Raw genomic sequence first — 13221 nt, forward strand, 5'->3', positions numbered from 1 at the left:
CATGAGATAATTAAACTATATTTTTCGCACGGGGAGATGCTCATGGAAATAAAAATTGGTACACAATTACAACTTGAACCAACTTATACAGAGCGTTTGGAGAAATTCCGCTGTAAAGTTGTAGAGCAAAAAGATAATATTCTATATATTGATTATCCGGTTAATATGGCAACAAAGAAAACGGCATTTTTAATAGATGGCTCAGAATTTAGAGCAACTTTTCGTACCGAGGATAAGCAATCCTTTGCCTTTAATACAGAGGTAGTTGGCCGTAAAGCAGGTAATATCCCAATGATTATGTTGCATTGTCCAACACCAGAGGAGTTTATAAAAATTCAGCGACGAGAATACGTTCGTGTGGAGACACAAGTAGACGTTGCTATTCAGTTGAAAGATTATAAATATCAGCTTGTGACTGTGGATATTAGTGCAGGAGGCCTAGCAGTCATGTTGAAAGGTCAAGTAGCTTTCACTGAGGGTGATGAAGTAAAACTAACCATTGTATTGCCATTTGCCAATGGAGATGTCAAGTATGTCATTACGGAAGCGCTGATCGTACGTATTTTTGAAAAAGAGGATAAACGCATTGCAACAATCCAACTAACAGATACAGATGATGTCGATCAACAGCATATTGTCCGTTTTTGCTTTGAACGTCAATTAGTCAATCGACGTAAAGAAATGAACCCTTTTAATGTTTAAAATCCTTTATGAATATTTTGATGAAGCCCTCTCCTAGTAGAGGGCTTTTTTGAGGTTATATGATACAATAAGAGGTGCAGAAAGTAGGGAAGAATATGAAGAAAAACATTCAAATTGCGATAGACGGGCCTGCTGGTGCTGGCAAAAGTACAATCGCGAAAATTGTTGCTGAAGCACTTGGCTTTACTTACATTGACACAGGGGCAATGTATCGAGCAGTTACGTATAAAGCGATGCAACAAAACATACATTTAGATGATGAAGCAAAATTAGCAGAGATGCTTGAAGTAAGCACAATTGAATTAAAACCATCACCTCAGGGACAGCTTGTTTTTTTAGATGGTCACAATGTGTCAGCGGAAATACGCTCTAATGAGGTCACTTCATCAGTCTCACAAGTAGCTGCCCATGCGAAGGTTCGTGAGCTATTAGTTGCTCAACAGCAAAAACTTGCAGCTAATGGCGGTGTTGTCATGGATGGCCGCGATATTGCTACACATGTCTTAAAGGATGCAGAACTAAAGGTTTTCATGTCTGCAACAGTAGAGGAGCGTGCTAGACGACGCTTGATTGATAATCAAAAAAGAGGAATTGAGTCCTCTCTTGAAAAACTTCAGGAAGAAATAGCGCTACGTGATAAAAAGGATAGTGAGCGTGAAGCATCGCCACTGATTCAAGCTGAAGATGCGATTTTTTTAGATACAACAGCATTGTCCATTGATGATGCAGCACAAGCTATTTTAAAATTAGCAGAAGAAAAAATGCTATAAATCCTAAAATTTCAGACATTTTTAGAATTTAAAGGATTTATTTTTGTCTTTGTCTTCAATATCGAATAAAATAGTAAGGGAAGATGCGAAGGAGGGTTACATATGTCTGAAGAAATGAACTATGCAGAACAAACGTTTAACGAGGGTGATATCGTCAAAGGCATTGCCGCGCAAGTTGATGAAAAGGCAGTATCTGTATCAATTCCAGGTGCTCCGTTTGATGGTATTGTACCGATTAGTGAATTATCAAGCTTACACATTGAGAAAGCGTCTGATGTCATCTCAGTTGGAGATGAATTAGAATTGATGATTACAAAGGTTGAAGAAGAAAACTTTGTCCTATCAAAACGTAAAGTGGATGCTCTAAAAGCATGGGATACACTGGAGCAGCAATTTGCCGCTGAGGAAATCTTTGAAGCGGAAGTAAAGGATATTGTTAAAGGTGGTCTTGTCGTAGATTTAGGTGTACGTGGCTTTGTACCAGCATCGCTTGTAGAGGACTATTTTGTTGATGATTTTGAAGGCTATAAAGGGCAAACATTAAGCTTTAAAATTGTTGAGCTTGATAAGGATAAGAATCGCCTTATTTTATCTCACCGAGCAGTGGTTGAAGCAGAGAAAGCTTCACAAAAGAAAAATGTGATTAATCAAATAAAAGCTGGCGATGTATTGGATGGTAAAGTACAGCGTCTCGCGTCATTTGGTGCATTTATCGACCTAGGTGGTATTGATGGTCTTGTACACATCTCGCAAGTATCACATGAGCATGTGAGTGATGTGAGTGAGGTTTTAGCTGAAGGACAAGATGTAAAAGTAAAAGTTCTATCAGTGGACCCAGAAAATGAACGTATTTCTTTATCTATTAAGGAAACAATTCCTGGACCATGGTCTAATATTGAAGAACGTGCCGCTAAAGGCACTATTTTAGACGGTAGAGTGAAGCGACTTACTTCATTTGGCGCATTTGTGGAAGTATTCCCAGGCGTTGAAGGTTTAGTGCATATATCGCAAATTGCGCATAAGCACATTAACACGCCTCATGAAGCACTAAAAGAGGGACAAGAAGTACAGGTAAAGGTTCTTGATGTCAACGCTGACGAAGGCCGTCTAGCCCTTAGCATTAAAGAATTATTAGAAAATCCTGAAGCAGAAGAAGTAATCGACTATGAATTACCTGAAGAGAATACAGGCTTCTCATTCGGTGATGTGATTGGCGATAAACTAAAAAACTTTAAATAATGTATAAAGCGAGGATGCATAAATGTATCCTCGCTATTTTTATGGTTGATAGGATTTTGAAAGTGAAGAATAGCGATTGAAGAGTGGATAAAATCTTTGAATTGAAGGATAAAACTCTAAAAGTAGCGGATAAGATTCTCAAAATAAAGGATAGGAATTAAAAAGGCGATAGAACCTTTATAACATCTGATAGAGCGCTTAAAAAAATGAGGTAACACCTTTTATCACCATACATAGCGTTCTACATTATGGATATGATATGATATAATGGCATTTTTCGTGTATAATAGCGAAAGACAAGAAGTTGGAAGGATGAAGTACAGATGACGAAACCAGTAGTAGCCATCGTAGGTCGTCCGAACGTAGGTAAGTCGACGATTTTTAATCGTATCGTTGGAGAACGTGTTTCGATTGTGGAGGATATCCCAGGCGTAACACGTGACCGTATTTATAGTTCGGCAGAGTGGTTAACACACGATTTTAATATTATTGATACAGGTGGCATTGAAATTGGAGACGAGCCGTTTTTAGAACAAATTCGTCAACAAGCTGAAATCGCTATTGATGAAGCAGACGTTATTATTTTCATGACAAATGGTCGTGAAGGGGTAACGGCAGCAGATGAGCAAGTTGCTAAAATTCTATACAAAACAAAAAAACCAGTCGTATTAGCGGTTAATAAAATTGATAATCCTGATATGCGTGAAATGATTTATGATTTTTATGCACTTGGCTTCGGTGAACCTTGGCCTATTTCAGGTTCCCACGGTTTAGGTTTAGGGGATTTATTGGACGAATGTGCGAAACATTTCCCGAAAGAAGATGAAGAACAATACGGTGATGATGTCATTAAATTCTCTTTAATTGGTCGCCCGAATGTTGGGAAATCCTCTTTAGTGAATGCTTTCCTAGGGCAGGAACGTGTTATTGTTAGTAATATTGCAGGGACAACACGTGATGCGATTGATACGCCTTATGCATATGATGGACAGGAATATGTCATTATTGATACGGCGGGTATGCGTAAAAAAGGAAAGATCTATGAAACAACCGAGAAATATTCTGTGTTACGTGCGCTACGTGCTATTGAACGCTCAGACGTTGTTTTAGTAGTGCTGAATGCAGAAGAAGGTATTCAGGAGCAAGATAAAAAAATCGCTGGCTATGCACATGAGGCTGGAAAAGCTGTGATCATTGTTGTGAATAAATGGGATGCCATTGAAAAAGATGAAAAAACAATGAATGTCTTTACACAGCAAATTCGTGAGCATTTCCTATTTTTAGATTATGCCCCAATTATTTTTGTATCGGCGAATACAAAACAGCGTGTGCATCAAATTTTACCGATTATCCAACGTGTCAGCGAGAATCATGCGATGCGTATTCAGTCCTCTATTTTAAATGAAGTGATTGAGGACTCAGTGGCTCGTAATCCAGCACCGACAGATAAAGGTCGTCGTTTACGTATTTACTATGCTACTCAGGTAGCGATTAAGCCACCAACATTCGTTATTTTTGTGAATGAACCAGAGCTTATGCATTTCTCATATGAACGCTTCTTAGAAAATCGCATCCGCGAAACATTTGACTTTGAAGGGACGCCAATTCGTTTAATTACACGTGCGCGTGCTTAAGGCAATAGCTATAGACATACAATACGCCAACCCGACATTATTGTTGGGTGGCGTCTTTTTACAAGAAAGAACTTACTTAATAGACAACCCAACAAAGGGAGGATTTTGTTATGGAAAAAGTTTGTGTGTTAGGGGCAGGCTCATGGGGTACTGCACTGGCAATGGTACTAGCGGAAAATGGACATGATACGCTTGTATGGACACATAGAGCTGAGCAGGCAGAAGAAATCAATCAACTGCATACGAATAAAAAATATTTACCAGAAACCATTCTACCTGTAAATTTACATGCGACGAGTGATATGGCACAGGTAGCTACTCATGCAGAAACCATTGTTGTGGCTGTTCCAACAAAAGCGATTCGTGAAGTATGCGAGAAACTAACGGCTGAATTAACAAAAAAAGCGTTGTTTGTCCATGTTTCGAAAGGAATTGAGCCTGACTCATTAAAACGAATATCTGAGATTTTAGCAGAGAGCTTACCAGCAATGTATGTGGAAGAAATTGTTGTTCTTTCTGGGCCAAGTCATGCAGAAGAAGTGGTACTGCATCATCCTACAACGGTTACTGCAGCTTGTGCTAATATTGATGCTGCTGAAAAGGTACAGGATTTATTTATGAATCAGTTCTTCCGCGTCTATACAAATGAAGATATCATTGGTGTAGAAATAGGAGGAGCGTTGAAAAACGTTATCGCTTTAGCGGCAGGCATTACTGATGGCTTAAATTATGGAGACAATGCAAAAGCGGCACTTATTACGCGAGGTCTTGCAGAAATTTCACGGTTAGGTGTAAAAATGGGTGGTAATCCATTTACGTTCTCAGGACTTACAGGTATGGGGGACTTAATTGTAACCTGTACAAGTGTCCACTCGCGAAACTGGCGTGCAGGTAATATGTTAGGGCAAGGTATGAAGCTACAAGAAGTGCTGGATCAAATGGGCATGGTCGTAGAAGGTGTCCGTACCACGAAGGCAGCCTATCAATTAGCAGAGAAATATGATGTCGCCATGCCGATTTCCACAGAGCTCTATAGTGTGCTATTTAATGATGTTGAACCGAAAGTGGCAGTAGATGCCTTAATGATGCGTATGAAAAAACGAGAAATAGACGATATGAAGCATTAATATTAATTTTTTGATTAGACTTGTCATTAAATGGACATAAATAAGGTGTCTCAACGAATCTGTTGAGACGCCTTATTGTGTGCCACTAGTTGAATAGAAATACAAGCTAAAAGAGTTGTCCATTTCTTGATAGTTATGGGACAACTATTTCTTTTTAGCAAAAGCACATAGTATAATATACTTTGATTGTGTCTTGACATTCAAAGAAAGGTGGTTTTTTGAAATGGGCCCGTTAGCTCATATGCCTGCGCTTGATGTAATGTGGGTGTCGTTTTATTGCATCGCATTTATGATTATATCAGTCGGCTTAATTTATTTAGCGCGAAATAAGATTTCAAATGTATTTTTACGAACAGTCGTAAATTTATGTGCATACATACTGTTTGGACTTGGCACATTTTTAATGGTACTTGTAGTTGCCACTTGGCCAGCATAAATAATAATGAGGTGTCAGTAACATGAAAAAACTAAGTGCTTTGCTGTTGGTATTTGCAACCGCCATACTGTTAGTAGGATGTGCATACCCAGAAGAAGAAAAAAGGGCTAAGGTCACGCCTGATGTCGATCAACTAGCGGCAGTTCAACGTGCGGTGGATGAATACCGTGAAGCAACAGGTGGACTAGTACCAATTAAAAATAGCGAGCTAGATACGGATATCTATATCAAATATTTAATCGATTTTGAAAAACTTATGCCGAAGTATTTGACGACAATTCCTGGAAATGCCTATGAAAAAGGTGGTATATATCAATATATCATTTGGGACCCTGAAAATGAGGCATCGGTCAAATTAGTAGATTTAAATGCGGCAGAGCGTATACGTGAAATAGGTATTCGTAAACTATCTACACAGTATTTACCAATAAAAGGGTCAATTTCAGATAATGTTTATCAGATCAACTATAAAGATTTGGGTTATAAAACAGAGGTAACTGTAAAAAGTCCCTATTCTGGCGTCGAGTTACCGCTTTTCATGACTGGTGATGGTGAATTACATGTAGACTATGCTGTGGATTTAGGCCAGCTTTTAAAAGAGGATAAGCCGAATGTAAAGCCAGGTGATGATATTCGCCAACTGCTTGTCGACAAATTTCCAGTGGTGCCTGCCTATTCTATTCCATATACAGTGGACGAGAATGGAGAGCCTATCTATGATATGAAAACGTATAATGCGGATGTCAAAAAAGCGAAAGAATTACAAAAACAAGAGGCAGAAGCCGCCGAGAAAAAAGAGAAATAGCAAACAAGCTCCTTACATTTGTGAGGGGCTTTTTCATATTTGTCTACAGGCTCGCATATAGTGAAAAAGCGTAGATAAAGGAGGCAGAAACCTTGAGTGAAGCAGTATTTAGAGAAATTGCAGAGCGCACAAATGGCGATGTTTATATTGGTGTTGTCGGTCCAGTACGTGTAGGTAAATCAACATTTGTAAAAAAGGTAATGGAATCAGTCGTGTTACCAAACATTGTGGATGAAACGGAAAGAATGCGAGCACAAGATGAGTTGCCACAAAGTTCTCCGGGGCCAGTCATTATGACTGCTGAGCCGAAGTTTGTGCCTGCCCAAGCAACCCGTATTGTGGTCGGTGAAGATGAAATGCCATTCCAAATTCGATTAGCAGATTGTGTTGGTTATATTATCGATGGGACAAAAGGCTATGAGGATGAAAATGGACCAAAATTTGTTCATACGCCTTGGCATACGGAGCCAATTCCATTTCAGGAAGCCGCTAAAATTGGCACAGATAAGGTGATTCGCGATCATGCGAATATTGGTATTGTCGTAACGACTGATGGTACAGTGAACGGAATCAGTCGACGAGCAGCAGAGAAGGCAGAAGAGGAAATTGTAGAGCAATTAAAAGATATCGGCAAACCATTTGTCATCTTACTCAATTGCCAAATGCCTGCGAGAGAAGAAACGGTTCAGCTTCGCAATGAATTGTTTGAACGTTACAATGTCCCTGTTATTGCGATGTCCATTGATCAAATGAGAGAAACGGATATTCAATATATTTTACAAGAGGCGCTATTTGAATTCCCAATTCGTACCATTGAGGTGGAAAAACCAGACTGGCTGGATGTATTAGATGCTACACATCCATTAAATGTTGCATTGATTGATTCGATGGAGGAAGTCCTTTCTTCTGTTATGAAAATTCGAGATGTGCAACAGGCGTCAGATGCCTTTAAAGCCATTGACTTTATTGACCAAAGTGAAGTTGTTCATGTAGATGCAGGTGTAGGAACAGCTGTAATTCGGGTATCCCTACAGGGTGAATTGTATAAATCAGTTTGTAATGAATGGCTAGAAGAACCAATTGAAACGAAAAAAGATTGGTTACTCTTTATCAAAGAGGCGGCAGAGGCAAAAGAGGCCCAAAAACGATTTAAAAGTGCTATTCACGATGCTGATACGACAGGCTATGGCGTGACATTGCCAATGATGCAGGAATTTGAGCCAACAGCCCCAGAGCTCATTAAACAGAATAATTTCTTCGGCGTACGAATGAAGGCAAAAGCGCCATCCTATCATATTATCCGAGTTGATATGGAGTCAGAATTTGCACCGTTAATTGGCTCAGAGTTCCATAGTCAGCAACTTCTAAAAGATTTAAATCATGCTTATTTACATGATCGTGATGCCTTATGGAATACACAATTATTTGGCACACCATTGCATGAAGTATTAAAAGAGGGAATTCGTTATAAAATGGATGCAGTTCCATCTACTGCCAAAAAACGTATGCGTCAGACGATTGAACGTATGGTTAACGAAGGAGATCGTGGTTTAGTAACATTTATTTTATAGTGATAAAATTCAGAAAAAATGCAAAAAATATACGCAGGGCTTTTCGTTTTTATGCGAAAAGTCCTTTTATTTTTGTTTTTTGGGTGAAAAACTGATTTTTTGGTTATAATCATGTATGAATACAGTTGCGTAGCGGTTTTCTATGTGTTACTCTTTTTACAGAATTGGTTCATGACCCTTTGAGAGGAGGTGAATGGTGTGAATAAAACAGAATTAGTAAACTCTGTTGCTGAAGCTGCAGGTCTTTCTAAAAAAGACGCTTCTAAAGCAGTTGAAGCTGTATTTGATACAATTCAAGATGCTCTTGCAAAGGGTGACAAAGTACAATTAATTGGTTTTGGTAACTTTGAAGTACGTGAACGTGCGGCTCGTAAAGGTCGTAACCCACAAACTGGTAAAGAAATCGAAATCGCTGCTAGCAAGGTGCCTGCTTTCAAACCAGGTAAAGCGCTTAAAGACGCGGTAAAATAATACACGTCTAGTAGTTACATAGAGCAGTCTTCATGTTAACGAACATGAAGGCTGCTCTTTTTAACTTCAAATTTGAATTTTACATAATAATATACAGTGATTTTCTTATCTAGAAGCGAATTTCTGATGAATCAGGTAAGTCATTTTGCGCTTACCTTTTGGATGTGCTACGATGCATAGGGAAATGTGTAATGTTTTGATATGCAGGAGGGTTTTTTGATGTCGAATATTGATTTATTAAAAATAGAAGAAGCGGTAAAAATGATTTTAGAAGCGGTAGGTGAAGATGTAAATCGTGAAGGTTTATTGGATACGCCGAAGCGTGTAGCAAAAATGTATGCCGAAATGTTCAGCGGCTTGCATGAGGATGCTAAAGATTATTTTAAAACGGTATTTCATGAGGATCATGAAGAACTAGTGCTTGTCAAAGATATACCTTTTTATTCGATGTGTGAGCATCATCTAGTACCTTTCTATGGCAAAGCACATGTTGCATACATACCAAATGACGGCGTTGTTGCTGGGCTGAGTAAGTTAGGACGTGCAGTGGAGACGATTGCCCGCAGACCACAACTGCAAGAGCGTATTACCTCTTCAGTAGCAGACACAATAATGGAGATGCTTTCGCCAAAAGGTGTCTATGTTGTGATCGAGGCTGAGCATATGTGTATGACAATGCGTGGATTAAAAAAACCTGGTTCTAAAACGGTGACATCTGTTGCACGCGGTATTTATGAGGAAGATGAAGTGAAACGTAGAGAAGTACTATCATTTATTCAAATGTCTTAAATTGCGTGTCTAATTATGTTATGATGAACTAAGAATTTGTCGGATTTAAGGAGTGTACAAAGATGTCACAAGATTATATTGTTATTCAAGCAGAAGAAGATGGTGTACATGTCATTGGATTAACACGTGGAACTGATACGAAATTCCATCATTCAGAGAAATTAGATGCCGGCGAAGTAATGATTGCTCAATTTACAGAACACACGTCTGCCATGAAAATACGCGGTAAAGCGCAAATTCATACAGCACATGGCGTGATCAATAGCGAAGCGAAAAAATAAGAAATTTTGTTTCTGACGATAGGTTTTAATGCTGTTCAACGTTCTACAACACATATAAAAACACTAGATGTGAAAAACTTAGTATAAGGTCTATGGGCAGTTAGCATTCCAACATTCAATTATGGGAGAGCTTTACTGCCTGTGCTATGAAGAAAGCAAATTTTTTTTATTCCGCATCGTTGCGTATGCTATAATGACTCAGTAAGCAAGCGTTTGGCCTTGTATAGGGCTAACGTATCTGAAAGTGAAATGGAGTAAGGTCTATGAATGCAACATACATTCAAAATTCAATTGCACAGTTAAAAACAGAGATTTTCATGGATGTTCGTCATAGAACTTTGCAAAAATACACAGGTGTACCTGTGCTAGATGAAAATCAACTGTTTTATTTGTTAATCCCGTTTTTGAATGGTGAAGAGTGGCAACAAGAGCAACAAGAGGCTGCAATTACTGTTGGCATAGTGTACGCAGCATTAGCGGCTCACGATCATATAAAAGAATTAGATGCAACATCAAAAGAACAGCAGCTTACCGTATTAGCTGGGGATTTTTATAGTGGTCGTTATTATGAAATATTAGCAATGTCAGGGAATGTTGCATTGATTCGAAACTTGTCACAAGGTATTGTGGCACGATGTGAAAATCAAATTAAGGTTTATGAAAATAAACAACGAACAATGGAACAGTGGTATACATCGATGAGTACGATAGAATCTGGGTTAATTGCTCAATTTTTTGATCTTTATTCTTTCAGTGAATATATACCACTTATAGAAAAAAGCTTATTAATCTTGCGTTTAGAAAAAGAATGGACAGCTTATCAACGTGGGCAAATGTCTTTAATGGGTAAGGCACTAGAAGAAAGTGTCAGACGTAATGGCGCAACCTTTAATAGCGTCATCCAAGGGAAAATTGTGCATTTAAAAACAGAGCTATCACAGATCATTAATCAGGCATCCTTTTTACAAAGTGATATCAAACAAGCTTTACATGCACATGTAGAGGCATCCATTGCTTCTACTAACGGATAAGAGAGGTTTTTCAAAATGGCTAAAACGAAAGAAGAACACGTTCACGAAGTATTTGAAAGTATTTCGGAAAACTACGATAAAATGAATGGTGTAATTAGTTTCCAGATGCATGTTGGCTGGCGTAACGATACGATGAAGCACATGGCTGTAAAACCTGGATCAAAAGCACTTGATGTATGCTGTGGCACCGCAGACTGGACAATCGCATTGGCAGAGGCTGTTGGTGAAAGTGGAGAAGTAAAAGGGCTTGACTTTAGTCAAAACATGCTGAAAGTTGGCGAAAAAAAGGTAGAGCCATACCCACAAATTGAACTCATTCATGGAAATGCGATGGAGTTGCCTTTTCCTGATGATACGTTTGATTATGTGACAATCGGCTTTGGTCTTCGCAATGTACCTGATTATTTACAAGTTTTGAAGGAAATGCATCGTGTTGTTAAACCAGGTGGAATGGTGGTTTGTTTAGAAACATCTCAATCTGAAATCCCTGGTTATCGTCAGCTGTTCCGTTTTTATTTTAAATTTATAATGCCGATATTTGGTAAAATATTTGCGAAAAGCTATAAGGAGTATTCTTGGCTTCAGGAATCTGCGAATGATTTCCCAGGTATGAAAAGGTTAGCGGCATTGTTTGAGCAGGCAGGATTAGAAAAAGTAACGTACAAAGCATACAGTGGCGGGGCTGCGGCAATGCATATGGGCTTTAAAAAGATACGTTAATGGGGGAAGGTTTTCACACGTGGAAAAGATGAAGTTAAAACTACTCTATTCCGATTTGAAATCAGATATCGAAATCATTGAACAAGAGTTAGAAAAAGCGGTGGACTCATCTTCATATTTGATCAACGATGCTTCTCTCCATTTATTACAAGCTGGTGGCAAACGGATAAGACCAATTTTTGTGTTACTAGGCGCAAAATTTGGTGATTATGACATTGAGAAGATGAAGGATGTAGCAGTGCCTTTAGAACTCATTCATATGGCATCGCTTGTACATGATGATGTCATTGACGACTCCAATATGCGAAGAGGACGCCCGACTGTCAAATCACAGTGGAATAACAGGGTAGCAATGTACACAGGCGATTTTATTTTCGCACGTGCGCTGGAATATATAACAAAGTTAGAAGACCCACTTGTTCATCAAATTTTAGCCCGTACGATGGTGGAGATTTGTAACGGTGAAGTCATTCAAATTGAAGATAAATTTAGATTAGATCAAGGTTTAAAAGATTATTTTAGAAGAATCAAACGCAAAACAGCATTACTTATTTCCTCAAGCTGTGAGCTAGGAGCTGTGGCAGCGGGGGTTGATGCTAAAACAGTTCGGCATTTAAAGCGCTTCGGCTACTTTGTAGGCATGAGCTTCCAAATTATCGATGATGTTTTAGATATTATGGCAACCGATAAAGAACTAGGGAAGCCAGCAGGTAGTGACTTACTACAGGGCAATATTACTTTACCGATTTTATTGTTGAAAGATGATCCGGAGATGCAACCATACTTAGTTAAAGTGTTTGCAGGCACGTTAACAGAATCGGAACGTCAAAATATGTTGCAATATGTGCGTAAATCTCATGCGATTGAGCAAGCTAATCGTATGAGTGATAAATATTTGAAAAAAGCCTTACAAGAAATTGATGCTTTACCAAAACATCCCGTAAAGAAAAAATTACGTGATGTAGCATTGTTCATGGGTAAGCGCAAATTCTAGCTTTTTGTTGTACAAAAGCTCATTTTTTGTTAATATTTATCGGTAGGTGTAAAACCTGTTAGACGAATTTAAGGAGTGTTTTAAACATGGCAATTGAACAAACTTTTTTAATGGTTAAGCCTGACGGCGTTGAACGTCAAGTAATTGGAGACATCGTTGATCGTTTCGAACGTCGCGGTTTTGTAATGAAAGGTGCTAAATTAATGGTAATTCCTAAAGAATTAGCAGAAAAGCACTATGCTGAGCATGCTGAGCGTCCATTCTTTGGTGAATTAGTTGATTTCATCACTTCTGGTCCTGTATTCGCTATGGTATGGGAAGGCGAGAACGTAATCAAGCTTGCACGTACAATGATGGGTGCAACGAAACCTGAAGAATCTAACCCAGGTACAATCCGTGGTGACTACGCAACAACTGTTTCTCACAACATCATCCACGGTTCTGACTCTCTTGCATCTGCAGAGCGCGAAATCGGCTTATTCTTCGGTGAAGATTTAGTTTAATTTCGAATAGATCAAGCAATCTCAATTTTTTGAGATTGCTTTTTTATTGCGCAAAAAAGGAGAGGGATCATGCCGACGAATAATCTCTTACTAGAAACATATAGAATTGTTAAAAACTTCTTAGTCATGTACAATAAATAATGTAATA

Annotated in this window: 15 protein-coding genes; all 15 read left to right on the top strand. The window is 38.6% G+C overall.

Annotated features, from left to right (window positions below; genetic code table 11):
* Positions 1-42 precede the first annotated feature (42 nt).
* Positions 43-702 (top strand): flagellar brake protein, encoded by a 660-nt coding sequence (locus tag AC1RFD_RS02055; protein ID WP_054550705.1) that lies wholly within the window; start codon positions 43-45, stop codon positions 700-702.
* 95 nt (positions 703-797) lie between these two features.
* The gene (cmk, locus tag AC1RFD_RS02060) at positions 798-1472 is read left to right on the top strand and encodes a (d)CMP kinase (RefSeq protein WP_048389802.1); all 675 of its coding nucleotides are present in this window, start codon (positions 798-800) and stop codon (positions 1470-1472) included.
* Between the two features lie 102 nt (positions 1473-1574).
* The gene (rpsA, locus tag AC1RFD_RS02065) at positions 1575-2711 is read left to right on the top strand and encodes a 30S ribosomal protein S1 (protein WP_048389803.1); all 1137 of its coding nucleotides are present in this window, start codon (positions 1575-1577) and stop codon (positions 2709-2711) included.
* A 323-nt stretch (positions 2712-3034) separates the two neighbouring features.
* On the top strand, positions 3035-4345 hold the full coding sequence (gene der, locus AC1RFD_RS02070; RefSeq protein ID WP_004232601.1) for a ribosome biogenesis GTPase Der: 1311 nt from the start codon (positions 3035-3037) through the stop codon (positions 4343-4345).
* A gap of 110 nt (positions 4346-4455) precedes the next feature.
* On the top strand, positions 4456-5472 hold the full coding sequence (locus AC1RFD_RS02075; protein ID WP_066037615.1) for an NAD(P)H-dependent glycerol-3-phosphate dehydrogenase: 1017 nt from the start codon (positions 4456-4458) through the stop codon (positions 5470-5472).
* 223 nt (positions 5473-5695) lie between these two features.
* Positions 5696-5908 (top strand): DUF2768 domain-containing protein, encoded by a 213-nt coding sequence (locus AC1RFD_RS02080; RefSeq protein WP_004232605.1) that lies wholly within the window; start codon positions 5696-5698, stop codon positions 5906-5908.
* Positions 5909-5930: 22 nt separating this feature from the next.
* A complete protein-coding gene (locus AC1RFD_RS02085) occupies positions 5931-6713 on the top strand; it encodes a YphF family lipoprotein (protein WP_054550706.1) in 783 nt (260 codons plus the stop codon).
* 92 nt (positions 6714-6805) lie between these two features.
* The gene (gene spoIVA, locus AC1RFD_RS02090) at positions 6806-8284 is read left to right on the top strand and encodes a stage IV sporulation protein A (protein WP_048389809.1); all 1479 of its coding nucleotides are present in this window, start codon (positions 6806-6808) and stop codon (positions 8282-8284) included.
* Between the two features lie 198 nt (positions 8285-8482).
* Positions 8483-8755: an HU family DNA-binding protein gene (locus tag AC1RFD_RS02095; protein ID WP_004232618.1), complete on the top strand. Its 273-nt coding sequence runs from the start codon at positions 8483-8485 to the stop codon at positions 8753-8755.
* 219 nt (positions 8756-8974) lie between these two features.
* Positions 8975-9544: a GTP cyclohydrolase I FolE gene (gene folE / locus AC1RFD_RS02100; RefSeq protein WP_009370809.1), complete on the top strand. Its 570-nt coding sequence runs from the start codon at positions 8975-8977 to the stop codon at positions 9542-9544.
* A gap of 62 nt (positions 9545-9606) precedes the next feature.
* A complete protein-coding gene (gene mtrB / locus AC1RFD_RS02105) occupies positions 9607-9825 on the top strand; it encodes a trp RNA-binding attenuation protein MtrB (RefSeq protein WP_004232621.1) in 219 nt (72 codons plus the stop codon).
* A 263-nt stretch (positions 9826-10088) separates the two neighbouring features.
* Positions 10089-10856, top strand: coding sequence for a heptaprenyl diphosphate synthase component 1 (locus AC1RFD_RS02110; RefSeq protein ID WP_048389813.1), 768 nt, complete (start codon positions 10089-10091; stop codon positions 10854-10856).
* Positions 10857-10871: 15 nt separating this feature from the next.
* The gene (locus tag AC1RFD_RS02115; protein WP_048389815.1) at positions 10872-11576 is read left to right on the top strand and encodes a demethylmenaquinone methyltransferase; all 705 of its coding nucleotides are present in this window, start codon (positions 10872-10874) and stop codon (positions 11574-11576) included.
* Positions 11577-11595: 19 nt separating this feature from the next.
* On the top strand, positions 11596-12570 hold the full coding sequence (gene hepT / locus AC1RFD_RS02120) for a heptaprenyl diphosphate synthase component II (protein WP_054550708.1): 975 nt from the start codon (positions 11596-11598) through the stop codon (positions 12568-12570).
* Positions 12571-12656: 86 nt separating this feature from the next.
* Entirely contained in the window at positions 12657-13073 is a 417-nt protein-coding gene (gene ndk, locus AC1RFD_RS02125) for a nucleoside-diphosphate kinase (protein ID WP_004232627.1), read from the top strand.
* Positions 13074-13221: the final 148 nt, after the last annotated feature.

Source organism: Lysinibacillus sp. GW823-FHT02G10, from assembly GCF_058797135.1.

Excerpts from the sequence above, each read along its gene's own strand:
- AC1RFD_RS02080 (WP_004232605.1), top strand. The coding sequence starts at position 5,696 with ATGGGCCCGTTAGCTCATATGCCTGCGCTTGATGTAATGTGGGTGTCG.
- AC1RFD_RS02075 (WP_066037615.1), top strand. The coding sequence starts at position 4,456 with ATGGAAAAAGTTTGTGTGTTAGGGGCAGGCTCATGGGGTACTGCACTG.
- mtrB (WP_004232621.1), top strand. The coding sequence starts at position 9,607 with ATGTCACAAGATTATATTGTTATTCAAGCAGAAGAAGATGGTGTACAT.
- AC1RFD_RS02055 (WP_054550705.1), top strand. The coding sequence starts at position 43 with ATGGAAATAAAAATTGGTACACAATTACAACTTGAACCAACTTATACA.
- AC1RFD_RS02085 (WP_054550706.1), top strand. The coding sequence starts at position 5,931 with ATGAAAAAACTAAGTGCTTTGCTGTTGGTATTTGCAACCGCCATACTG.
- cmk (WP_048389802.1), top strand. The coding sequence starts at position 798 with ATGAAGAAAAACATTCAAATTGCGATAGACGGGCCTGCTGGTGCTGGC.
- AC1RFD_RS02115 (WP_048389815.1), top strand. The coding sequence starts at position 10,872 with ATGGCTAAAACGAAAGAAGAACACGTTCACGAAGTATTTGAAAGTATT.
- rpsA (WP_048389803.1), top strand. The coding sequence starts at position 1,575 with ATGTCTGAAGAAATGAACTATGCAGAACAAACGTTTAACGAGGGTGAT.
- ndk (WP_004232627.1), top strand. The coding sequence starts at position 12,657 with ATGGCAATTGAACAAACTTTTTTAATGGTTAAGCCTGACGGCGTTGAA.
- der (WP_004232601.1), top strand. The coding sequence starts at position 3,035 with ATGACGAAACCAGTAGTAGCCATCGTAGGTCGTCCGAACGTAGGTAAG.
- AC1RFD_RS02110 (WP_048389813.1), top strand. The coding sequence starts at position 10,089 with ATGAATGCAACATACATTCAAAATTCAATTGCACAGTTAAAAACAGAG.
- folE (WP_009370809.1), top strand. The coding sequence starts at position 8,975 with ATGTCGAATATTGATTTATTAAAAATAGAAGAAGCGGTAAAAATGATT.